The organism is Actinomadura litoris (assembly GCF_009733595.1).
In the GTDB taxonomy this organism is placed as follows: domain Bacteria; phylum Actinomycetota; class Actinomycetes; order Streptosporangiales; family Streptosporangiaceae; genus Spirillospora; species Spirillospora litoris.
In genome coordinates, this window is record NZ_WOFH01000005.1 from 296,604 (window position 1) to 319,371 (window position 22,768).

The following is a 22,768-nucleotide window of genomic DNA, read 5'->3' on the forward strand; positions in this document are numbered from 1 at the left end:
TAAGAGCCGCCGAATTGCCGGTCTTATCGCCATGTAACGCCCGGCGGAATGCCACCGGTTCGTTCACCTGGATTCTTATTTCTCCCCCAACGGATTCGTGTAACGCCGGTGCGCGGGGCCTTCGTGTACTAACGTCCCCCGACGACGGTGCGCCGGAGAGTCGCGGGCGCACGCACACCGCGCAGGGTCCATCCGACAACCGGGGGAAACAATGAAGCGATCCGCCATAAGCATGCTCAGCGTCTCCGTCCTCGCCGGCGCGCTCACCCTTTCGACCGTGCCCGCGCACGCCGCGCCGCCCGCCCCCGGCGGCGGTCCGGTCGGCTGCGCGCTGGACGGCGCCGCCGACCTCCCGCTCGGAGCGCTGGGCGACCGGCCGGGCGACTGCCTGCGCGCCGACCGGCACGCGGGCCGGCAGGCGGGCAAGCCGGCGCCCTCCCCGCTCGACACCGCCGGGAAGCTCGTCAGGACGACACAGAAGGTCACCCACACGGCGAGCAAGGTCACCAACCGGCTGGGCGTGGCCGGGGCCGCCCCGGTCGGAAGGTACGCGAACGCCAGGAAGGCGCAGGTCGGCGGCGCCCCCGCGCTGCCGGGCGGGCGGTTCGCGAACGGGAGCCTCGGCCAGGGCGGCGGCATCCTCGGCGTGCCGGACGTCCCGGGCGTGGTCCGCTCCGCCGACGCCGCCGGGCTCCCGGTCGGCTCCTCGATGCTGTTCCCGCCCGCCGGACGGCGCGCGCTGCGCGACCCGGCGCCGGGCGGCGACCTGCTGGGGCAGGTCGGCCAGACCGCGAACTCCGCGACCGGCGGTGTCGGCGGCGTCCAGCAGTCGGTCGGGCAGGTGGTCACCGTGCTCAAGGCGAGCTAGCGAACCCGCGTCCCGCCCGGCCTTTCACGGGCTCCGGGCGGGCCGGAGGGCCTGCGAGAACCGCCGAACGGGGCGTTCCACGTTGCGTGGAACGCCCCGTTTCGCTTCTCCCGGAGTGCGCGTTATTCCCCCGTGATCATGCCTTCCATGGCGGGTAAAGTCGATCTTCAAAAACGATGACCCAATGGAGTTGATCAGCTTCGGAGGGCAAAGAAGAGGGTGATAAACCCCACAAAGTGGGGCCGAGTGTCGTGATCTAGGCCGGACACGCCGTACGGTCTGGGACTTGTGCGGCGTCGCAGTTGACCAGAAATGAAAAAGCGTTCCCGCCGCACCTGCCGGACGCCGGATCCGCGATGACGCGGACACGCCTGATGAGCAGGCGAGCGGTAAGGGGAAACGGGGACGAGAGGTCGCCCGTGCCCGCCGCGACACGGTGGTGACCAACGCCGGGCGTCCGGGGCCCTGTCCCCGATCAAAGGACTCCTTCGTGGGTAGCCCTCGATTTCGCTTTCGCACGATCCTGATCGCCTCCGGCGTCGCCGTGGCCGTTCTCGCGGCCGGCGCGTTCGCCCTGTTCAACGGCGGCGGTTCCGCCGACTCGGCCGTTGCCGCGCAGACGTCACCGCAGGTGAGCGCGCCGGTCGCCGACCCACCGCGCAGCACGCCGACCCGGGCGAGCCGGGGCGGGGCGCGCTCTCCCGAGCCGTCCGCCAAGCCCGCTCCGAAGAAGAGCGCCAAGCCCCGGCACACGGTGAAGAAGAAGGCGAAGAAGCCGGCGAAGAAGACCTACAAGGTCCTCAAGTCGGGCGCGTGCACGGCCTCCTACTACTGGGAGGGGCAGATGACCGCGAGCGGTGAGCCCTTCAACCCGAACGAGTTGACGGCGGCGCACAAGACGCTGCCGATGGGCTCGAAGGTCCGCGTGACCAACACCGGCAACGGCCGGTCGGTCATCGTCCGCATCAACGACCGCGGGCCCTACGCGGGCGGCCGCTGCCTGGACCTGTCCAAGGCCGCGATGCAGAAGGTCGGCGGCACGGGCGCGGGCGTGATCCCCGTCCGCTACCAGGTGCTCGCGCGCGACTGACGGTCAGTTCGGGTGGACGGCCGTCGCCCGCGGTTTCGGCTCGTCATCGGGGACCGGCGCGGAAGCCGGGGTCTCCGGGAGGCGCAGCCTGATCGGCGGGACGTCGGCGGGCGGCCGCGGCCGGGGCTCGGCCAGCCGGTCGCGGAACCAGTCGGTGAGGACGCCGTCCACCCGCACGGCCTCGGTGATCGGCGGCAGCGCCTCGGTGCCGGGCTCGGGCGCCAGCGCGTGCCCCATCCGCAGCGTGACCGACTCGGCGGCGGGCGCGCCCGCCTCGCGCAGCCGGTCGCACAGCGCGGTCACCTCACCCGGCGGGACGACCCGGTCCTTGCCGCCCGCGACGAGCAGCAGCGCGGTCTCGCGCGCGGCGATGTCGGGGGCGAGGGCGCCGAGGTCGAGCCGGTCGGCGAGGGCGCGGGACCGCTCGCTCCACGTCCGCTCGCGGGCGGCGCGCTTCTCCACCGCGCGCGCGGCGCGCGAGGGGGCGATGACGGGCGCGACGAGCGCGGCGGTCGTCACCGGGACGACGTCGCGGGCCAGCGCGAGCAGCGCGACGGCGGCGCCCGCGCTGAACCCGGCGAGCCCGAGCGGGCCGCCCGGCCCACCGGCCTCGCCGGGCAGGCCGAGGACGTCGCGGAGTTCGGCGACGACGGCGGGCAGCGTCTCGACGGCACGTTCCACAGCCGCGCCGTAGCCCTCGATCGCCTCGTTCTCCAGGATCGCGCCGGAGCCCAGGCCGCCGGGCGGGCCGCCGGGCAGGTCGAGGAAGACGCGCCACGCGGGCACGCCGGTCATCGGCACCGCCGCCGCCAGCGCGCGGGCCGTGCGCGGCGGGTCGAACCCCGGCCACGCGACGATCAGGCGGGTCGGCCCCGAGGCGACCACGTCGACGGCGGTCGGCGGCAGCGCCACATAGCTGACACCCGCCGCGCTGCCGTACAGGGGCAGGGACAGGTCGTGCGGATGGTCGCCGCTCATGTCGGTCAGCTCCCACGATGCTGGACGGCCGGGCCAGGGAGGCGGCGCTCCTCCCGCGAATCCCGCGAACCGAGCGAGGTTCCCGCGTCCATCCTCGCAGCGGACCGCGCGAACCGTGGCCGGATCGTCACCAGAGTGACGTAGAACTCACTTCGGGTAACTGAAAAGCGCTGCGAAACGCCGGGCTGACCTGAACGCGAGCGGGCTGTGGCCGACCTCATGGGCCCTTTATTGGAACAATTCGGGCGCCTGTCGCGTCGTAAAGAGTCGTGGGCGCCGCGGGGGCGCGCCCCCCCTAGCCCGAGGAGTACCTGTGGACAGGAAGCGCAGCGCGGCCGCCGCCGGGCAGGCTTGGCAGATCTACAGCGAGACCCTTCGCCCCGACGCGCCGGGCCTGTGGGAGCGGACGCGCGCCGTCCCCCGGATGCTGAAGGCCGTCCTGCGCGGACGCTACAAGGGCATGTCGTTCGGGACGCTCGGCCTGCTCGTGCTCGGCCTCATCTACATCGTGTCCCCGATCGACGCCATCCCGGACGTCTTCCCCGTCGTCGGCATCGTCGACGACACGGGCATGGCCCTGTGGCTCGCCGCCGCCCTCGTCAAGGCCGCCGGCGACTTCGTCATCTGGGAACGCGCCGGCCGCCCCACCGTCCTGGTCGGCGAGCCCGTCGACTAGACGGTGTCTATTTAAGTCCCGGCCCAAGCCACTCGCCTGGCGGCTGTGTTCATGAAGTCCCGGCCCAAGGCACTCGCCTGGCGGCTGTTTCTATGAAGCCCCGGCCCAAGGCACTCGCCTGGCGGCTCGTGCCTTGACCGCGCCTTGGCGGGCGCGGCATCGCTTCGCGATCTTCCCGGTGGGGGCTCGCCTCCGGCGTCGCCCCCACCGGTCAGCTAACGCGCCCGCGCGATGGCTGAGGCCAACTCGCAACACTGCGTCCTGCTCCCACGCCCCCGTGCCGTAACCGCTTAGGACGCTCGGAGGCGCGCTCTAGGCGGGGCGGAGTTCGTTGGCGAAGCGTTCGGCGGCGGCGAGCATGATGGGGGCGACGTCGGCGACGGTCTCGCGGGTCATCCGCGCGGACGGGCCCGACACGGAGAGCGCCGTCAGCGCGGGGCCGCCGCTCAGCGCGACCGCTATGCAGCGCACGCCGATCTCCTGCTCCTCGTCGTCCAGCGCATAGCCCTGTTCGCGGATGCGCTCCAGTTCCGCCACGAGGACGTCGGGGTCCGTGTAGGTGTGGGGGGTGTGGGAGTCCATGCCCGTGCGGGTGAGGATCTCCCTGACCCTCCGCTCCGGCAACTGCGACAGCAGCGCTTTGCCTACGCCGGTGCAGTGCGGCTGGACGCGGCGCCCGACCTCGGTGAACATCCGCATGGAGTGCCTGGAGGGCACCTGGGCGACGTAGACGACCTCGTCGCCGTCCAGCACGGCCATGTTCGCGGTCTCGCCGGTCGCCTCCACCAGCCTCGCCAGGACGGGCCGCGCCCACGTCCCGAGCAGCCGGTTCGCCCCCTCGCCCAGCCTGATCAGCCGGGGGCCGAGGGCGTAGCGCTTGGACGGCTCCTGCCGGACGTATCCGTGGTTGACCAGCGTCCGCATCAGCCGGTAGATCGTCGGCATCGGCAGGCCCGAGGCCTCCGTCAGCTCCGAGAGCGCCATCTCGCCGCCCGCGTCCGCCAGATGCTCCAGCAGGTCGAACGCGCGCTCCAGCGACCGTACGGCCTCCGCCACCTGCGCCCCCTTCTTTCGGTCACCCGATTCTACGGAGAACTGATTTCGTTATACGAAACGCGGGTGCCGCGTTACTCATGGTCATGATCGGGCAGGACTGTCTACGCCCGGCGCCCGGAGCCGCCGCCCCCCTGGCAACGTACGACCGCGAGGGGGGAACGGGTGCGCAGGGGGGCACGGAAGAGACGCTGGGGCGCGATCGCCGCGGGCGGGGTGCTCGCCGTCGTACCGATCGCGGCCCCGGCGGCGGGGGCCCGCACGGGAGCGGGCGTCCGCCTGGTCGCGGACTTCACCGCCGTCCCCGCCCCTGGCAAGGGCCCGGACTACGCGATGACCTACATCGCCCTCGTCCGCGCGACCGGCGGGACCGCGCACGGCACCGCCGTCCGCCTCACCGCCGACCGGCCCATGTCATGGACGAGGCACTCGGAGGGCTGCGCGCTGTCGGGCCAGGATGTCGACTGCCGCTTGGGCGATGTCGGCAAGTCGGCCGTGAAGCGCGTCGCGGTCGTGCGGGTGCCCGCGTCGGCGCTCACGTCCAAGGCGCTGAACGTGTCCCTTGTCGCGTCCGCGAACAACGCCTCCACGCGGACCGTGCGCACGGTCATCAACCTCTCGGCCGCGAAGCCCAAGGCGAAGCCGAGGGCGAAGCCCGGCGGCACTCGACCCGGCACGCATGGCAAGGCGACTCATGACGACCATTCCTGCGCCGCGGAGAAGCCCGCGCAGTCCGAAGGGGTCGCGCCGCCCGCCGAGCCGGACCCCGGTGGGAAGCCGCCGGTGTCCAGCGAGCCGTCGGCATCCGGTGAAACGCCGACCTCGCATGGGGGACCGGCCACGTCGCATCACAAACCGTCCGCTGGTGGGACGCCCAGGGGGAACGGCATACCGGCGGTGGGCGGGAAGCCCGAATCGTCCGTCGGCGGTAAGCCGAAGGTGAGTTCCGGTACGGCGTCCAGCGGCAAGCCGTCCTTCAAGAAGCCCTCGTCCAAGGGGGAGCCTCTGGAAACAGGGCCTTTGGAGGAGGACGCCGCGCCGTCCACGCATGCGGCGCCGGGGGTCGCGCCGCAGATGTCGGTGGCGCCCCGTCCGCCGGAGGCGGTGGTGCTGCCGCCGGTGACCGCGCAGCAGCAGCAGGCTCCCCGGCCGAACGGGGAGCAGATGACGCTGGTCTCACCGGCCGCGACCGACGACGAGGGCGACGGCACGGACTGGGCCCTCGTGCTCGGCATCGTCCTCATCGCCGAGATCGGGCTGCTGTGGGGGGCCGCGTGCGTCGGGCTGTGGAGACGGCGCCTGCTGTTCAGGCGGACGCCCGACCAGAGCGCCGACGCGTAGCGCGCGGGCGGGGTACGCCGGTTCCGGACACGCGATTCGGCGGGGGAATGTCCTGCTGGAATGCCGTTTGGACGATGGTGTCACTAAGCTGACCGACTGACGGTGAACGCAGTCGTTACCGACAGGGGGTCCGGTATGTCTGAGGCGACGCTGCTGTGTCCGAAGTGCGGGGCGGGGCTCGACACCCATGAGCGGCACGGGGTCGTGATCGAGGAGTGTCCGGGCTGCAAGGGCGTCTTCCTCGACCGGGGCGAGTTGGAGCAGCTCATCGACGCCGAGAGCGAGTACCTCGCCACGCTGCCGGACGGGGAGAACCCGGACACGACCTATCAGGGACGGCACCGCAGGGGCATCATGGAGCGGATCTTCGCGTCGGACTGACCGCCTGGGACATGGGGAAATGTCCGGCTATCTGCGGGATTTTCGGCAGCAATGAGGGGACCAAAGGGCCGCCGCGCCCGGTGATCGCGGGCTACTATCGCGCCGTGTCCACCCCCTGGGCGGCTCACGATCATGGCGGCCCGTCCCCCCGGAGCTGACTGATGGCCTTAGGCTCGCTGCTTCCCGAACTCCTCCCCGGCGGTGCCGAGCGGACGCCGCTGATCGAGCGGCTGGCGCGATGGGCGCGGGACCGGCCGGACGCCCCGGCCTTCACCTTCGTCGACTACGCGCTCGACCCGTCCGGCGCGGCGCGCACGCTGAGCTGGGCGGAGGCCGAGCGGCGGGCGCGGGCGACGGCGGCGGGGCTGCGGCGGGCGGCGGGCCCGGGGGAGCGCGCGGCGTTGCTGCTGCCGCAGTCCCTGGAGTACGTGACGGCGATGCTCGGCGCCCTGTACGCGCACGTCATCGCGGTTCCGCTGTTCTCGCCCGACCTGCCGGGGCACGCCGACCGGCTGCTCGGCGCGTACACGGACGCCGAGCCGGCGATCGCCGTCACGACGCGGAGCGCGCTCCCGCACGTGGAGAGGTTCCTGGCCGACCACGACGTCCCGCGTCCCGGGCACATCCTGCTGGCCGACGAGACCGGGCCGGGGAGCTGGCAGGACGAGCCCACGGGGTTCGACGATCTGGCCTACCTCCAGTACACGTCGGGGTCGACGCGCCGCCCGGCCGGGGTGGAGATCACGCACGGGAACATGACCGCGAACGCGGCGCAGCTGTGGGCGCGGTGGGCGCCCCGCGGACCGGATCCGGAGCTGGTGAGCTGGCTGCCGCTGTTCCACGACATGGGGTTGGTCGCGACGCTGGCGCTGCCGCTGGTGCGGGGCGCCCACGCGGTCTACACCGATCCGCTGTCGTTCCTGAAGAATCCGCTGCGGTGGCTGGAGCTGGTCGCGGGGCGTCCCGGGAGGAACGTCTATACGGCCGGGCCCAACTTCGCATACGAGTACGTCGCGTCCACGGCGTCGCCGGAGGGGGTCGCGAAGCTCGACCTGTCGGGGTTGACGACGTGCCTGAACGGCGCGGAGCCGGTCCGGCCGTCCACGCTGGCGAGGTTCGCGGACGTGTTCGCCGCCGCCGGGCTGCGTCCGGGCGCGCAGGCCCCGGGGTACGGGCTGGCGGAGGCGACGGTGTTCGTGACGGCCGCCGCCGAGGACCGTCCGCCCCGGGTGGTCGCCGTCGACCGGGACGCGCTGACCCGCGACGAACTGCGCCCGGGAGGCACGGGCGAGCTGGTGTCGTGCGGACGCCCGTCCGGGCAGCTCGTCGCGATCGTCGATCCCGAGACGCGCGTGGAGCGTCCGGACGGCCGGCTCGGCGAGATCTGGGTGCACGGCCCGAACACCGCGCGCGGGTACTGGCGGAACGAGGAGCGGAGCCGGAGCACGTTCGGCGCCGAGCTGGCCGACCCCGGCGGGCTGCCGCCGGGGCCGTGGCTGCGGACGGAGGACATCGGTGTCGTCCACGACGGTGAGCTCTACGTCACCGGACGGATCAAGGACCTGATCATCGTGGACGGCCGCAACCACTTCCCGCAGGACATCGAGATGACCGCGCAGGAGGCGCACCCGGCCGTGCGCCCGGGGCATGTCGCCGCGTTCGCCCTGCCCGGACCGGACACCGAGCGGCTGGTGGTCGTGGCCGAGCGCAACCGGCGCGTCCCGCTCGGACGGCTCGACCCGCGCGAGGTGGCGGCGGCGGTGCGCGGGGACGTCAGCGCCGGGCACGAGATGAGCGTCCACGACTTCGTGCTGGTCGAGCCGGGCGGGGTGTCCCGCACGTCCAGCGGGAAGGTCGCGCGGGACGCCACCCGGCGGCGCTACCTCGCCGGCGCGCTGCCGACGACGCGGGCGCGCCTCGCGGCCCGTCCGGATGCTTGAGGGGCTCGGGCGGCTCGTCCACCGGCGGCGGTGGGCCTTCCTGCTCCTGGTCATCGTGCTGACGGGCGCGGCCGGCGCGTTCGGGCCCGGTCTGTTCGGGCCCGGCGTGTTCGCCAGGTTCAAGTCCGGCGGCTTCGAGGACCCGCGCGCCTCGTCGGCGCTGGCCGACAGGCTCGGCCGGGCCTACTTCGGCGGCACGGACCCCGACGTCCTCGTCCTGTATCGCAGCGACACCATGAAGGCGGACGATCCGCGCTTCAAGCGCGCCATCACCATGACGACCGCGCGGCTGCCCAGGGACCGTGTCGAACAGGCGGTCACCTACTGGGCCCCCGAAGGCGTGAGGGCGGGCTCGCTGGTGTCCCGCGACCGGCACGCGACGCTCGTCGCGCTGGAACTGCGCGGCGCGGACGAGCCCGCGAAACTGAAGAACTACGAGGCCGTGCGGGCCCGGCTGCGCGCGCCGGGGCTGACCGCGCGGTTCGGCGGCGCCGTCCCGCTGGCGAAGGAGTTCGGCGAGCAGGCCGCCGCCGACATCGTGCACGCCGAGACGATCACCGCGCTGCCGCTGCTCCTGCTGCTGACGATGCTGTTCGGCGCGTTCGCGGCGGCGGTGCCGCCGCTGCTCGTGGCGATGTTCGCGATCCTCGGCGGGCTCGCCGTCCTGCACGCGGTGACCTACGCGGCGGACGTGACCTCGTTCGCGCCGGAGGTCGTCACGATGATGGGCGCCGGGCTCGCGATCGACTACTCGCTGCTGGTCGTCGGCCGGTTCCGCGAGGAACTCGCCCGCCGGCCCGGCGCGCCGCGCGAGGACGCCCTCGGCGCGACCATGGCCACCGCCGGACGCACGGTCGTGGCCTCCGGCGTCACCGTGTCCGCCGCGCTGGGCGGGCTCCTCCTCTTCCCCCAGATGTTCCTCCGGACGATCGGCCTGGCCGGGATCGCCACGGTCGCCGTCGCGGTCTTCGGCGCGACCGTCCTGCTGCCGACCTGCCTGGCGCTCCTGGGCCCGCGCGTCGAATGGGGGCGGATGCCCTGGCGCGGCCCCGGGCGAGCGCGGCGCGACCCGGACGGCGGCTTCTGGTACCGGCTGGCGCGGAGCGTGATGAGGCGTCCGCTGCCGTACTTCGCGGCGGTGCTCGTCGTGCTGGGGGTGATGGCGGTCCCGTTCCTGGGCGTCCGGTTCGTGGGGATCGACGCTCGGGTGCTGCCCGAGGGCAGCGGCGCGCGAACCGTCGCGGAGACGGTCGAGCGCGACTTCCCGGGCGGGGCCGCCGAGCCGATCGACGTGGTCGTGTCCGGCGACCTGGTCCCGCGCGGGTGGAAGCCCGGCCGCCGCGCGACCGTCCCTCCCTACCTGGAGGACTTCCGCAGGCGGCTGGGGGCGCTGCCGGGCGTGACGGACGCGCGGTTCACCGGCTACTCCGGCGAGTACGGGGGCGCGCGGATCTCCATCACGCACCGCTATGACCCGCTTGACGCGCGGGCGCGGGACCTCGTGCGGACGGTCCGCCGGATGAGCCTGTCCAAAGACGGCTACCCGATGCACGTCGACGTCGGCGGCGGCACGGCCACGCGGATGGACCTGATGGCCGGCCTCGCACGGACACTGCCGAAGATGGCGATCGTCGTCGGGCTCGCGACGTTCGTCCTGCTGTTCATGTTCTTCCGGTCGATCGTGCTGCCGCTGAAGGCGATCGCGATGAACGTCCTGTCGATCGGCGCGTCCTTCGGCGCGATCGTGTGGGGGTTCCAGGAGGGGCACCTCGCGGGCGTCCTGGACTTCACCCCGACCGGCGGCGTCGAGGCCACCAGCATGATCCTGGTCCTGGCGGTCGTGTTCGGCCTGTCCATGGACTACGAGGTGTTCCTGCTGAGCCGGATCCGCGAGGAGTGGGACCGCACCCGCGACGACCGCGCCGCCGTCGCGTCCGGCATGCAGCGCGCCGGCGGCGTCGTCACCGGCGCCGCGCTGCTGTTCCTCGTCGTCGTCGGCGGGTTCGCGACGGCGGGCCTCACGGTCGTCAAGCTGATCGGCGCCGGCATGTTCGTCGCCGTGGCGGTGGACGCGGCGCTCGTGCGCTCGCTCCTCGTCCCGGCGACGATGCGGTTCCTGGGCGCCGCGAACTGGTGGCTGCCGCGCCCGCTCGCCGCCCTGCACGCCCATATGGATCTACGCGAACGCGATTCCACCGGCCCCCTTGACCTCCATTGGGAAAAGCCTCCCGGGTTGGAATGAAGAACGCGGTGCCGTTCTCCGGAATCGGGATTTCGTGCGGCGTCCGAACGGCGGAATTACTCAGAATTCGGAGGCGCGCCGCCGGGGTAGGGTGAGGCCGCTGATCAGCCCGCCGACCAGGACGAGAACGGCCGCGAGCAGCAGACCCGACGCCGTTCCGTCACGGAACCTCTCCAATTCGGCGGCGCTCGCGCCCGGCGCGGGGACGTGCTGGACGAGCAGCCCGAGTATCGCGATCCCGAACGCGCCGGACGCCTCGCGGACGAGGTTGACGACACCGCTCGCGACGCCCGCCCGCTCCTCCGGGACGGCCTTCAGCACATAGACCATCAGCGGCATCCCCATGGCCGCGCCGACGCCGACGACCAGGACGCCGGGCATGAGGTCGGTGTAGCCGTCGCCCTGCCGGATCGTGGAGAACCAGACCATGCCGCACGCCATGACCGCGAGCCCGCCGCCGATCGCCGGACGCGGGCCGAACCGGTCGGCCAGCCGGAACGCGACCGGCGTCAGCAGCATGACCGCGATGGCCGGGGGCAGCAGCACGAGGCCCGCCCGGGGCGGCGAGAACCCGAGGTAGCGCTGGAGGAACACCGCCGAGTAGAAGATCATCCCGTTGAAGCCGGCGCCGTAGAGCAGTTGCGAGGCCAGCCCGCCCGCGAAGACCCGGTCGCGCAGGTGGCGCGGGTCGATCATCGGGTCGGCGGCCCGGTGCTCGACCCAGGCGAAGCACGCCGTCCCGGCGGCGGCGGCCACGAGCGCGCCGAGCGCCGCCCGGTCGCCGAAGCCGTGCCGCCCGCCGTGCTCAAGCGCGAACGTCAACGAGAACAACGTCACCGCGGAGACGAGGAGGCCGGGCAGGTCGACGCGCGCGCCACTCTTCCCCTCCCTCCCGGTGAGCACGATCAGCCCGAGCAGTATGACGAGCACCCCGGGGACGAGGTTGATGAGGAAGATCCATCCCCAGTCCCAGTGCTGGACGATCAGGCCGCCCACCGTCGGCCCCGCCGCGGTCGCCACCGACGCGGCGCCGACCCACACGATGGTGCCGACCGTCCGCCGCCGGTCGTCGCGCCCGACGGTGATCATGACCTGGGTGGCGGGCAGCGCGAGCGCGGCCCCGGCGCCCTGCACGACGCGCGCGAGGATCAGCGGACCGGCCCCGGTGGCGAATCCGCAGGCAGCGGACGCGGCGGTGAACACCGCCATGCCCGCGACGAAGGTGGCGCGGCAGCCGAGGACGTCGGCGAGCCGCCCGCCCGCGACCAGCAGGCAGGCGAACGCCAGGATGTAGCCGGTCGCGACCCAGTCCCGCGCGGCGTCGGACAGGCGCAGCTCGCGCATGATCGTGGGCAGCGCGCCGGTGACGACCGTGTTGTCCATCGTGATCATGAAGGCGCCGACGGCGACCACCGCGAGCGTCCACCGGTACCCGCCGCGCGTCACCCGGCCCACCCGTCCCCGTGTTCCCGGGAAATTCGCCGCTTCCCCCTAAAACCACCATTCGCTATTGTCACTACAGGTTTGTAACCGGTCACGCGCTTCCAAGCGACCTGCTGAGTGGGTGAACTATCCCATCGGTCCGAAATGGTCACTTCGGAGTCCTGTGATCACCGTGTTCGGCGCGAAGGGGGAAAGGTGGTTCGGGTCCGGATCATAAGACGGGCAACTTAGGACAAGTCGCCTCTCCCTCTGCCTTGATGAAAGATCCCGGTTTTCACAAGGGGAACCCCGCCGCATGCAGAGCAATGATCTTTCCGGAGCCGCCAGGACCCGCGCGGACGCGATCCGCCGGCACCTGGTCGAGCAGGTCGCACGCCGCGCCGGGATCCCCGGCGGCGAGGTCGACACCGACCGCCCGCTGGAGGAGTTCGGCCTCGCGTCCCGGGACGCGGTCGCGATCGCGGGCGAGCTGGAGCGGATGCTCGGCCGGGCCCTGCCCGCGACGCTCGTCTGGGAGCACCCGACGATCACCGGCCTCGCCGAGGCCCTGGCGGACGACCCGCCCACCGCCTCCCCAGGGCCGGAACGCGGCCGCGCGCCCGGCGGAGACGAGCCGATCGCGGTGGTCGGGATCGGCTGCCGCTTCCCCGGCGGCGACCGCGACCTCACCGGCCCGCGCGACTACTGGCGTTTCCTCACCGGAGGCGGCGACGCGATCCGCGAGGTCCCGGACGGCCGCTGGGACGCCTTCGACGACGGCTCCCCCGAGACCCGCGACCTGCTCGCGCGGACGACGCGGCACGGCGGGTTCCTGTCCGACATCGCCGGTTTCGACGCGGCGTTCTTCGGGATCGCCCCGCGCGAGGCGGCGGCGATGGACCCGCAGCAGCGCCTCGTCCTGGAGGTGGCGTGGGAGGCGTTCGAGCACGCGGGCATCGCCCCGGCGTCGCTGCGCGGGAGCCGCACCGGCGTGTTCGTCGGGGTGTCGGCGCCGGAGTACGCGGCGCTCACCGCGTCCGACCCGGGCTCGCTCGAACCGTTCACGGCGACCGGCGCGGCGCCGAGCGTCGTCGCGAACCGCCTGTCCTACCTGCTCGACCTGCGCGGACCCAGCCTGGTCGTCGACACGGCGTGCTCGTCGTCGCTGGTCGCGGTGCACCTCGCGGCGCGGGCGCTACGCGGCGGCGAGGCGGACGTGGCGCTCGCGGGCGGCGTGAACGTGCTGCTGTCGCCCATGGTCACCAGGACCTTCGACCTCGCCGGAGGGACGGCGGCGGACGGGCGCTGCAAGCCGTTCGACGCGTCCGCCGACGGGATGGTCCGCGCGGAGGGCTGCGGCGCGGTCGTCCTGAAGCGCCTCCGCGACGCGGCGCGCGACGGCGACCGGGTGCTCGCCGTCGTCCGGGGCTCCGGCGTGAACTCCGACGGCCGCTCCAACGGGCTCGTCGCGCCGAACGCCGGCGCGCAACGCGCGCTGCTGCGCGAGGTGTACGCGGCGGCGGGCGTCGGCGTCCACGACGTCGACTACATCGAGGCGCACGGGACGGGCACGCTCCTGGGCGACCCGATCGAGGCGGGGGCGGTCGGCGCGGTGCTCGGCGCGGGCCGTCCGCCCGGCGAGCCGCTCCTGCTCGGCTCCGCGAAGTCGAACCTCGGGCACCTGGAATCCGCGGCGGGCGTCGCGGGGCTCATCAAGGCGGTCCTCGCGCTACACCACCGGATGATCCCGCCGACCGTCCACTACCGCGAACCGAACCCGCACATCCCGTTCGGCGAGCTGCGGCTGGCGGTCGCCGCCGCCGGGACACCGTGGCCGGAGCGCGGCCGACCGGCGCGGGCCGGGGTCTCCGGATTCGGGTTCGGCGGGACGAACGCGCACGTCATTTTGGAGGAGGCGCCTGCCGCCGAGCCGCCCACCGAACGTGCGGCGGTGCGGACCTTCCCGCTGTCGGACGTCGACGACGCCCGTGTCCGCGAGCACGCCGCCGTCCTCGCCGGATGGCTCGGTACCGGCGATGGCGCCGCCCTCGCCGACGTCGCCCACACCATGGGGAGGCGCACCGGACGCGGCCGTTCCCGCGCCGCCGTGACCGCCCGCGACCGGGCCGGGCTCGTCGCGGGCCTGACCGCGCTCGCGGACGGCCGCCCGCACCCCGACGTCGTCGCGGGCACCGCGGCCGAGTCTCCTGGCCGTCCGGTATGGGTGTTCTCGGGGTACGGCGCGCAGTGGCCGGGCATGGCGCGGCGGCTGCTGGACGAGGAGCCCGCGTTCGCCGAGGCCATCGACGACCTCGACACCCTGTTCGCCGACGAGAACGGCCCCAACCTGTGGACGCTGCTGGAACAGGGCCGCATACAGGACGGGCCGTCCGTCGCGATGCCGGTCCTGTTCGCTGTGCAGATCGGGCTGGCCCGCATGTGGGCGTCCTACGGCGTGACGCCCGGCGCGGTCATCGGACACTCGATGGGCGAGGTCGCGGCGGCGGTCGTCGCGGGCGCGCTCACCCTCCAGGACGGCGTGAAGGTGATCTGCCGGAGGTCCCGGCTGCTGGCGCGGCTGTCCGGCGGCGGCGCGATGGCGGTGATCGGCGCGTCCGCGCGGGAGACCGGCCTGCTCGCCGCCGGGCTCCCCGAGGTCCACACGGCGGTCCACGCCGCACCGGGCCAGACCGTCGTCACCGGCGACGCCGCGCAGGTCGCCGAGGTCGTCGCCCGCGCCGAGGCGGAGGGACGGCTCGCCCGGCCCGTCCAGGCCGAGGGCGCGGGCCACTCGCCGCAGGTCGACCCGCTGCTGCCCGACCTGCGCGAACTCCTCGCGGGCGTCGGCGCCGACCCCGGCACACCCCTCGCCGACGGGATCGTCCGCTACACCACCGCGCTGGACGACCCGCGCTCCGCGCCCGTGCCCGACGCCGAGTACTGGGCCGCGAACCTGCGCGCACCCGTCCGGCTGCTGGAGGCGGTGGCGGCGGCCGCAGGCGACGGTCACCGGACGTTCATCGAGGTCAACGCGCATCCGATCCTCGCGCACGCGATGACGGAGACACTGGAGGGCACCGGCGCGCTCGTCACGCACACGCTGAAACGGGCCCGGGACGACACCCTGACCTTCCACACCCGGCTGGCCCTCCTCGCCGCGCACGGCCACCCGACCGCCGCCCCCGGCGGACGGGTCACGGACGTGCCGCTCCCACCGTGGCGACACACCCGACACTGGGCTGACCTGCGCCGCCGCGTGTCCGCGCCCGACGAACACCCGCTGCTCGGCGCCCATGTCGAACTGCCCGGCGAGGACCGGCACGCCTGGCGCGCCGACGTCGGCCTCGCCGTCCACCCCTGGCTGCGGGACGCGGCCGTCCACGGTCTGCACGCGCTGCCGGTCGCGGCGTTCGCGGAGATGGCGCTGGCGGCGGGGGCCGAGGCGCTCGGCACCGGCGACGTCCGCGTCAACGGCCTGTGGATGGAGCGTACGCTCGCGCTCGCCGACCACACGACCGTGACCACGACGTTCGCCGAGGCGGAGCAGCGGGTGGAGATCCACGCGCAGACCCCGGCGGGCACCTGGGTGCGGCTGGCCAGCGCCGACGTCGGCGAGGACCACCGCGCCCCCTTCGTCTCCGCCCTCCCCGCCCGCGCGGGCGGCGTCGAGGTCGCGGGAGCGGAGCGCGGCCGCTACCGCCTGCATCCCGAGGTGTTCGGACGCTGCCTCGCGGTGCTGTCCGCGGAGGCGGGCGCCGTCGAGCCCGGAGTGTGGCTGGCCGAGACCATCGACGTGCTGCGCGTCCACGGGCCGACCCATCGGGGCGGCCGGGTCCGCGCGGAGGTCGTCCAGGACGACGACGGCATGTCCGGTTCCCTGCGGCTCCTCGACCCGGAGGGACGCATCCTCGCCGAGGCGACCGGCATCGTCCTGCGGCGCGTCGAGCGCCACGACGTGCCCGTGCCGGTCGCGGACAAACTGGTCGAACACACCTGGGTCAGGGCGCCGCTCGCGGCACCGCCCCGGCCCGGCGGCACCTGGCTCATCCTCTCCGACGAGGACGACGCGCTCGCCGCGGCCACCACCGCCGGCCTGGAGGCGGCGGGCCGCCACGTCACCCGCGAACGGTCGACCGCCGGCCTGCCGGACGGCGTGGTGCTGATCCCGTCCGCCGATCTGGTGGACGAGCGGCTCGTCCTCGCCATCGCGGACATCAGCCGCTCCCTCCCCGACGGGCCGCGCCTATATATAGCGACCCGCAATGCGCTTCCTGTTCTGGAGGGCGAGGCGGGCGAACCCGGCCACGGTTGCGTCGGCGCGCTGGCCCGCGTACTGGCGTCCGAGCGGCCCGCCCAGCGGACGACGCTCGTGGACGCCGACCGCCCCGCCGACCTGGTGACCGAACTGCTCGCGGGCGACGCGGCGCGCGAGGTCGCCTGGCGGTCGGGCACCCGGTACGCGGCGCGGCTGGCCCGCGCCGCCCTGCCGCCGCCGGACGGCAGGCGCGGACGCATGGTCCGGCGCGGCGGCGCCTACGTGATCACCGGCGGATACGGACGGCTCGGCCTGCTCACCGCGCGACTGCTGGCCGAGCGCGGCGCCGGGCGGATCGTCCTGTCCGGACGCTCGGGCCCCGGCGCCGACGCCGAGAAGGTGATCGCCCACCTCCGCGAGGACGGCGTGGACGTCGGCGTCGTCCTCGGCGACATCGCCCGCCCCGGCACCGCCGAACGCCTCATCCGCGTCGCGGGCGAGGGCGGCGCGCGGCTGCGCGGGGTGGTCCACGCCGCGGGCGACGACGCTCCCGGCCCGGGTGTTCTCCACAGGGTGTGGACGGCGAAGGCCGAGGGCGCCCGCCGGATCAGCGAGGCCACCTGGGACCTCGACCTCGACTGGCTCGTCGCGTACTCCTCCGCGGCGGCGCTGCTCGCCGCACCCGGCCGGGCCGCCCACGCGGCGTCCGGCGCGGCGGTCGACGCGCTCATGGCCTACCGCCGCGCGAACGGCCGTCCCGGAACCACCATCAGCTGGGGCACATGGTCACCCCACGGGACCGCCGTCCCCATGCTCGAACCGATGAGCCCGGAGGAGGGCACGGAGGCACTGGAGGCGCTGATCGTCCACGGGATGCCCGCGACGGGCGTCCTGCGCCTCGACGCCGAGGCGGCCGTCGAGCTGTTCCCCGGGATCAGGTCCATTCCGTACTTCGCGTCGGTGCCCTCCCCGAGCGAGTGGCCGGGCGCGGCCGCACTCCGGCGCCTCGACCCCGCCACCGCCCGCACGATGATCGCCGCTCGACTCAGGGACCGGATCGCCGCCATCCTCGGCTACGCCCCGGCCCACCTGGACCCGGCCGTCCCACTGACCGACCTCGGCCTGGACTCGCTGCTCGCCGTCCGGATCAAAAGCGCCGTCGAACACGACCTGGGGCTGACGGTTCCCCCGTCCGTCCTGCTCCAGGGCGCGAGCGTGAACACGTTCGCGGACTGGACCACCGCCCGACTGGCCCTGACCACCCCCGAAAAGGCGGGCGGTTCGAGTTCGCGGGAGGGCATCGCGCCGGGGCGGGCAGCGAGTGAGGGCGGGGCCCTCTTCGTCGCGCATCCGGCGGGCGGGACGACCGCCTGCTACCGCGGGCTCGCCGGTCTTCTTGGGCCAGGCCAGAGCATCCACGGTCTGGAGCGGTTCGAGGACGCGCCGCCGGTCGAGGAGCGCGCGGCCCGGTACGTCCGGCACCTGCGGGACGTCCGGCCCGACGGAGCGCTCCGGCTCGGGGGCTGGTCGTTCGGCGGCGTCCTCGCCTACGAGACGGCACGGCAGCTCACGGCGGCCGGACGCGAGGTCGAGCTGGTCGCGCTGTTCGACGCGGGCCTGCCGCTCCCCGTCGCCGACGAGTCCGACGCCCTCGCCCGCCGCTTCGCCCTGTTCGTCCGCCACATCAACGCCACCTACGGCCTGGATGTGGCCCTCTCCTACGACGAACTCGCCGGGCTGGACGAGCGGGCGCAACTCGCCCTGGTCATGGAGCGCGCCGCGCCGCTGGCGGACCGCCTTCCCCCGGAGGCCCTCGTCCACCAGCTCGCGTCCCACCAGGACACGAGATCCCTGGAAACGTACGAACCGAAGCCCTACTCCGGACGCGTGATCCTCTATCGCGCACCGGAGGAGACCCCCTGGACGGTGAAGGACGCGCGGTACGTCCTCGACGGGACCAACGGCTTCGGCGCGTACTGCCCGGACCTTGAGGTCGTCCCGATCCCCGGGGCGCACCATCTGAACCTGCTCGACCCGCCGGCCGTGGAGACCCTCGCCGCGCACCTGAAGCAGGAACTCGCGCGGCCCGCCCCCACCCGCTGAGGAAACCCCCACGGAGGAACCCCCATGGTCCACCTTTGCTCCTCGCACGACCTGCTCGACGCCGTCCGGTCCGGAGCGAGCGGACCCGAACTACGGGAGATCGAACTCCCCACGCGGTTCCGCGCCGCGTTCACCCGCAAGGACGAGGTCGGCATCTTCGACGGCCGTGCCGACAAGGACGTCCGGCGCTCCCTGCACGTCGGCGAGGTCGACATGCCCGAACTCGCCCCGGACGAGTGCGTCGTCGCCGTCATGTCCGCCGCGATCAACTTCAACACGGTCTGGTCGGCGATCTTCGAGCCCGTCCCGACGTTCGCGTTCCTGGAGAGGTTCGGGCGCCAGGGCCGGCACGGCGCCCGCCACGACCTGCCCTACCACGTCCTCGGCTCGGACGGCGCGGGCGTCGTCGTCCGCACCGGCCCCGGCGTGCGGCGCTGGAAGGCGGGCGACAAGGTCGTGCTCTCCCCCTCCTACGTGGACGAGCAGGACCACGGCTCCTACGACGACGGCATGATGAGCGAATCCCAGCTCGCCTGGGGATTCGAGACGAACTTCGGCTCACTGGGCGAGTTCTGCGTGGTCAAGGCGAACCAGCTCATCCGCAAACCCGCGCACCTCACCTGGGAGGAGGCGGGCGCGAGCACCCTGTGCGCCGCCACCGCCTACCGGATGCTCGTCGGCCGCCACGGCGCCCGGATGAAACAGGGCGACATCGTCCTCGTCTGGGGCGCCACCGGCGGCCTCGGCTCGTACGCCACGCAACTGGTGCGCAACGGCGGCGGGATCCCCGTGGCGGTCGTCTCGTCCGAGGAGAAGGCGGAACTCGTCCGCTCCCAGGGGTGCGAGCACGTCATCAACCGCACCGACCTGGACCTCGGCGAGCAGGGCCTGCGCCACCCCAAGGCGGGCCGGATCCTCGGCGAGACCATTCGCCGCCTCGTCGGCGAGGACCCCGGCATCGTGTTCGAGTACCTCGGCCACGAGACGTTCGGCGCGTCCGTCTACGTCGCCGGGCGCGGCGGCAAGATCGTCACCTGCGGCTCCTCGACCGGCTACCGGCACGAGTACGACAACCGCTTCCTCTGGATGCGGCTCAAGAGCATCATCGGCTCGCACGGCTTCAACTACCACGAGGCCGTCGAGACCAACCGCCTGATCGCCCTCGGCATGCTCCACCCGACCGTTTCCACGGTGTTCCCGCTGGACGAGGCGCCGCAGGCGACCCGCGCCGTCCAGACGAACCAGCACGTCGGCAAGGTGGCGGTCCTGTGCGCCGCCACCGCCGAAGGCCAGGGCGTCGACGATCCCGCCCTCCGCGACCGCCTGGCCGGACACCTCAACCGTTACCGCCGGTGACGCAAACTTTGCGTAGTCATTTGATTACTGCTAGTTTGCGGCCGTGCCTACAAAGCTGCACGAGCTCCCGCTGGAGATGGTCCGCAACCGGCCGGAACTCGTCCCCGAACTCTTACGGACCGTCTTCCACATCGACGTCCCCGCCCAGAGCCCGGCCACGCTGACGTCGGAGTCCTACGCCGACACCAACCCGGCCGAACTCCGCTGCGACGCCACCGTCCTGCTCGGCGAGCCGGACGCCCCGACCCTCGGCGTCGTGGTGGAGTCGCAGCTACGGGTCAAGGAGGCCAAGTCCTACAGCTGGCCCGCCTACCTGGCCTCGCTGCGCCTGCGCCGCAAGTGCCCGGTCCTCCTCCTGGTGATCTGCCCCGACCAGGCCACCGCGCGCGGCTGCGCCGTCCCGATCGACATGGGCCATCCGGGCTGGGTGCTGAAGCCCCTGACCCTGTCCCCCGAAGGAGTCCCCCCGGTCGCCGACGAGGCCACGGCCCGGCGCCTCCCCGAACTCGCCGTGCTCAGCGCCGTCGCCCACCAGGACGGCCCCTGCGCCGAAACCGTCCTGAACAGCCTGGCCATAGCGCTGGGGGCCCTGCCCGAGGACACCCGCCAGCTATACCATGAACACGTCGCGCCACAACTCTCCGAAGTCGCTCGCAAGCTCTTGGAGGAGTCCATGAGGAAGACCGGCCTCCCAACGCTGGAGGACTACGCGAACAAGTACAAGGCCGAAGGCGAAGCCACAGGCGAGGCCAAGGCGCTGCTGCTCATGTTGAGGGCGCGAAGGGTCTCGGTGTCCGACGGGGTTCGTGAGCGGATCAGCGCGTGTAAGGACCTGGATCAGCTTGAGCGCTGGATCCTGCGCGCCGCTTCCGTCGAAGCCGCCGAAGATCTGTTCATCTGACCGAAGCGTGGCTCGATGTAGGTCCGCCTGCGCAGGCGGCAGGCGGACCTTGCCCGCGGGTGCTTGGAAAGGTCCATGAGGAAGACCGGCCTCCCAACGCTGGAGGACTACGCGAACAAGTACAAGGCCGAAGGCGAAGCCGTGGGCCTGGCCAAGGGCGAGGCTACGGGGGAGGCCAAGGGGGAGGCCAAGGGGGAGGCCAAGGGGGAGGCCAAGGGGGAGGCCAAGGCGTTGCTGCTCATGTTGGGGGCGCGGGGGGTTCCGGTGTCTGACGGGGTTCGTGAGCGGATCAGCGCGTGTAAGGACCTGGATCAGCTTGAGCGCTGGATCCTGCGCGCCGCTTCCGTTGAGTCCGCCGAGGAACTTTTCGACTGAGGCCGAAGCGATCAGTCGTTTTTGCAGTGGGTCGGGGAGGGGCGGAATGGGCCCAGCGTTCCTCGTTGCATCCAGTAGTGGGACTGGTGCGGTTTCCAGATGGCCACCATGACCCAGCCCTGTGGGGTGTCCGTCCAGCGGACGACCTCAATGACCTCGCCGCGTGCTTTCTCTTGGATGACCTCGCTGCCCGTGTCCGAGTATTCGTAGACGGCGGCGGTCTCGGCGGTCACGCTGGTGCACTGCCATTTCTCGGGCGTCGAGGTGGGTGGCACCGGGGGCTTGCGGGCTTTGGGACGCGCGGGACGCACATGGCGGGGGACGGGGCGCGCCGGCAAAGGCGCGGGCTCGGGGCGCTGGGTGGAGCGTTTCGGCTCTGGCTTCGGCTCGGGTGACGTGGTGTCCGGGGCGTCGGGCGTGGCGGCGACGACCTGGGGCGCGGAGGGCGGCGGGGCGGGGGCCGACTGGTCGACCCAGCGGGCCTGCGAGGAGCCCGAGACGACGGTGGCCGTGGATAAGACGACGCCGAGGCCGAACGCGGCGCCGGCCCAGATCGCGGTGCGTGCGACGCGGAAGCCGCCGTCGGCCTGGGCCCGCGCGTGCGCCTCGACCCGCAGGACGATCGGGACGCCGGTCACCGGCGGCGGGTCGTCGGTGGGCGGGTCCTCGGCGGGGGGCCTGGGGGAGTAGAAGGCGCCGTTCTTGTGTTCGAGGGCGTCCTGGTAGAGCCGCGGCAGCAGTTCCAGGTCGTCGTCCTGGAGGGCGTGGGGAGTGGACTCGAAGTAGCGCAGCATCGTGGCGAACTGCACGGCGTCGGGCAGCGCCCTGCGCTGCGTGAGCCAACCCCGGACGGTTCCTTTCGGCAATCGGACCGGTACCTCAAGCTGCTCCCCGTATGTTTCCAACTTGCTGTACGTGCCGCGCCCGCACCTACCGAAAACTGCGGCGAGTCGGCCGTAGAAGGCGTTGATCGGATCGCTGCTCACGTTGATCACTCCCCCTGTTACTGCTCCCGTGCCAGAAGTGTGCCCCGCCGTTGGACTGGTCGCAAACACTATGCGCGCAAACACGGGACCGGACCCTTCTGGACTGTGCCAAAACGCGGGAACGCGCGAGTTCGCGCGAGCTCGCGCGTTCTCGTCCACCAGTTCGGCGGGGCTGCGGTGAACCCCTTTCGAATGGCTTCCCGATCGGTCACGGTGATGCGTGAGCCGCTCGGTCCGGAGCGGTGATCCATGCGGACGCGGCCGACCATGTCGCGTCGTCACAGGAGGCTTACATGACCATGCCGATGCTCCCCGGCCGCCGGGTCGTCGTGACCGGAGTGGGCGCGGTCCTCGCCGCGGGAATGCTCGTGGCCGGGCCCAGCGCGAACGCCGAGAGCGCCGACGCCGCCGACGCCGCCCAGAACGGGGCGGTGGCGAACACCCGGTACACGGCCAAGTGGAACATCCGACTCACGGTGAACCGCAGGACCCACCGCATCCGCGCACGGGGCGAGATCACGGACACGACCAGGAACAAGAGGGTCCGGGTGGCGGTCCAGTCCCGCGTCCAGCGCAAGGACGGGCGCCGTTGGGTCACGGTCTACACGGGCCCCCGCGTCGAGAGGTGGGAGCACGCCGTCAGCGACACCGGCCTGCGCGGCTGCGCCCGCGGCAAGACCTACCGGGGGGTCTACAACTTCAACTACAACAGGGGCATGAAGCGGTTCACGAAGGTGACGCGCGCCGTCACCTGCTGACCTGGACAGCGGTCGGAGCCGTGGGGGGGGAGCCCCGCCCGGC

16 protein-coding genes are annotated in these 22,768 nt (G+C 72.9%); 12 read left to right on the plus strand and 4 right to left on the minus strand.

Annotated elements, in window-relative coordinates; translation table 11 throughout:
- The first annotated feature begins 211 nt into the window (after nucleotides 1-211).
- Nucleotides 212-868, plus strand: a complete 657-nt coding sequence (locus GNZ18_RS16155; protein WP_156217284.1) for a hypothetical protein — start codon at nucleotides 212-214, stop codon at nucleotides 866-868.
- A 490-nt stretch (nucleotides 869-1,358) separates the two neighbouring features.
- Nucleotides 1,359-1,958, plus strand: coding sequence for a septal ring lytic transglycosylase RlpA family protein (locus GNZ18_RS43175; protein ID WP_214615529.1), 600 nt, complete (start codon nucleotides 1,359-1,361; stop codon nucleotides 1,956-1,958).
- Between the two features lie 3 nt (nucleotides 1,959-1,961).
- Here GNZ18_RS43175 and GNZ18_RS16165 read toward each other — a convergent pair whose 3' ends face one another.
- Complete coding sequence (locus GNZ18_RS16165; protein ID WP_214615528.1) at nucleotides 1,962-2,936, minus strand: alpha/beta hydrolase family protein; 975 nt, start codon at nucleotides 2,934-2,936, stop codon at nucleotides 1,962-1,964.
- A gap of 313 nt (nucleotides 2,937-3,249) precedes the next feature.
- On the opposite strand from GNZ18_RS16165, the gene GNZ18_RS43685 reads away from it, so the two are divergent.
- On the plus strand, nucleotides 3,250-3,612 hold the full coding sequence (locus GNZ18_RS43685; protein ID WP_242883341.1) for a YkvA family protein: 363 nt from the start codon (nucleotides 3,250-3,252) through the stop codon (nucleotides 3,610-3,612).
- Between the two features lie 312 nt (nucleotides 3,613-3,924).
- Here the strand turns inward: GNZ18_RS43685 and GNZ18_RS16175 are convergent, their stop codons facing one another.
- Complete coding sequence (locus tag GNZ18_RS16175; protein WP_312874558.1) at nucleotides 3,925-4,668, minus strand: IclR family transcriptional regulator; 744 nt, start codon at nucleotides 4,666-4,668, stop codon at nucleotides 3,925-3,927.
- 162 nt (nucleotides 4,669-4,830) lie between these two features.
- Here GNZ18_RS16175 and GNZ18_RS16180 point away from each other — a divergent pair, with 162 nt between their 5' ends.
- The 4 genes from GNZ18_RS16180 to GNZ18_RS16195 all read left to right on the plus strand — a co-directional run bounded on the left by GNZ18_RS16180 (nucleotide 4,831) and on the right by GNZ18_RS16195 (nucleotide 10,569).
- Entirely contained in the window at nucleotides 4,831-6,006 is a 1,176-nt protein-coding gene (locus GNZ18_RS16180) for a hypothetical protein (protein WP_156217286.1), read from the plus strand.
- Between the two features lie 135 nt (nucleotides 6,007-6,141).
- Nucleotides 6,142-6,387, plus strand: coding sequence for a TFIIB-type zinc ribbon-containing protein (locus GNZ18_RS16185; RefSeq protein WP_156217287.1), 246 nt, complete (start codon nucleotides 6,142-6,144; stop codon nucleotides 6,385-6,387).
- A 161-nt stretch (nucleotides 6,388-6,548) separates the two neighbouring features.
- Nucleotides 6,549-8,327, plus strand: coding sequence for a fatty acyl-AMP ligase (locus tag GNZ18_RS16190; protein WP_156217288.1), 1,779 nt, complete (start codon nucleotides 6,549-6,551; stop codon nucleotides 8,325-8,327).
- The gene (locus tag GNZ18_RS16195) at nucleotides 8,320-10,569 is read left to right on the plus strand and encodes an MMPL family transporter (protein ID WP_156217289.1); all 2,250 of its coding nucleotides are present in this window, start codon (nucleotides 8,320-8,322) and stop codon (nucleotides 10,567-10,569) included. The genes GNZ18_RS16190 and GNZ18_RS16195 overlap by 8 nt, the downstream gene beginning before the upstream one ends.
- Before the next feature lie 60 nt (nucleotides 10,570-10,629).
- On the opposite strand, the gene GNZ18_RS16200 is transcribed toward GNZ18_RS16195, so the two are convergent.
- A complete protein-coding gene (locus tag GNZ18_RS16200) occupies nucleotides 10,630-12,015 on the minus strand; it encodes an MFS transporter (protein ID WP_312874559.1) in 1,386 nt (461 codons plus the stop codon).
- 292 nt (nucleotides 12,016-12,307) lie between these two features.
- Here GNZ18_RS16200 and GNZ18_RS16205 point away from each other — a divergent pair, with 292 nt between their 5' ends.
- The 4 genes from GNZ18_RS16205 to GNZ18_RS40835 all read left to right on the plus strand — a co-directional run bounded on the left by GNZ18_RS16205 (nucleotide 12,308) and on the right by GNZ18_RS40835 (nucleotide 20,981).
- Complete coding sequence (locus GNZ18_RS16205) at nucleotides 12,308-18,349, plus strand: type I polyketide synthase (RefSeq protein ID WP_156217290.1); 6,042 nt, start codon at nucleotides 12,308-12,310, stop codon at nucleotides 18,347-18,349.
- Nucleotides 18,350-18,373: 24 nt separating this feature from the next.
- Nucleotides 18,374-19,705, plus strand: a complete 1,332-nt coding sequence (ccrA, locus tag GNZ18_RS16210; protein ID WP_156217291.1) for a crotonyl-CoA carboxylase/reductase — start codon at nucleotides 18,374-18,376, stop codon at nucleotides 19,703-19,705.
- A 43-nt stretch (nucleotides 19,706-19,748) separates the two neighbouring features.
- Nucleotides 19,749-20,606, plus strand: coding sequence for a hypothetical protein (locus tag GNZ18_RS16215; RefSeq protein WP_156217292.1), 858 nt, complete (start codon nucleotides 19,749-19,751; stop codon nucleotides 20,604-20,606).
- A gap of 75 nt (nucleotides 20,607-20,681) precedes the next feature.
- Nucleotides 20,682-20,981, plus strand: a complete 300-nt coding sequence (locus GNZ18_RS40835; protein WP_173390783.1) for a hypothetical protein — start codon at nucleotides 20,682-20,684, stop codon at nucleotides 20,979-20,981.
- A gap of 11 nt (nucleotides 20,982-20,992) precedes the next feature.
- Here GNZ18_RS40835 and GNZ18_RS16225 read toward each other — a convergent pair whose 3' ends face one another.
- Nucleotides 20,993-21,847, minus strand: coding sequence for a hypothetical protein (locus tag GNZ18_RS16225; RefSeq protein ID WP_156217293.1), 855 nt, complete (start codon nucleotides 21,845-21,847; stop codon nucleotides 20,993-20,995).
- A gap of 413 nt (nucleotides 21,848-22,260) precedes the next feature.
- Here GNZ18_RS16225 and GNZ18_RS16230 point away from each other — a divergent pair, with 413 nt between their 5' ends.
- Entirely contained in the window at nucleotides 22,261-22,725 is a 465-nt protein-coding gene (locus tag GNZ18_RS16230) for a hypothetical protein (protein WP_156217294.1), read from the plus strand.
- Nucleotides 22,726-22,768 lie beyond the last annotated feature (43 nt).

Coding starts and splice junctions, on each gene's coding strand:
- GNZ18_RS16190 (WP_156217288.1), top strand. CDS start 6,549: ATGGCCTTAGGCTCGCTGCTTCCCGAACTCCTCCCCGGCGGTGCCGAG.
- GNZ18_RS16230 (WP_156217294.1), top strand. CDS start 22,261: ATGACCATGCCGATGCTCCCCGGCCGCCGGGTCGTCGTGACCGGAGTG.
- GNZ18_RS16195 (WP_156217289.1), top strand. CDS start 8,320: ATGCTTGAGGGGCTCGGGCGGCTCGTCCACCGGCGGCGGTGGGCCTTC.
- GNZ18_RS16205 (WP_156217290.1), top strand. CDS start 12,308: ATGCAGAGCAATGATCTTTCCGGAGCCGCCAGGACCCGCGCGGACGCG.
- GNZ18_RS16165 (WP_214615528.1), bottom strand. CDS start 2,936: ATGAGCGGCGACCATCCGCACGACCTGTCCCTGCCCCTGTACGGCAGC.
- ccrA (WP_156217291.1), top strand. CDS start 18,374: ATGGTCCACCTTTGCTCCTCGCACGACCTGCTCGACGCCGTCCGGTCC.
- GNZ18_RS16155 (WP_156217284.1), top strand. CDS start 212: ATGAAGCGATCCGCCATAAGCATGCTCAGCGTCTCCGTCCTCGCCGGC.
- GNZ18_RS16185 (WP_156217287.1), top strand. CDS start 6,142: ATGTCTGAGGCGACGCTGCTGTGTCCGAAGTGCGGGGCGGGGCTCGAC.
- GNZ18_RS40835 (WP_173390783.1), top strand. CDS start 20,682: ATGAGGAAGACCGGCCTCCCAACGCTGGAGGACTACGCGAACAAGTAC.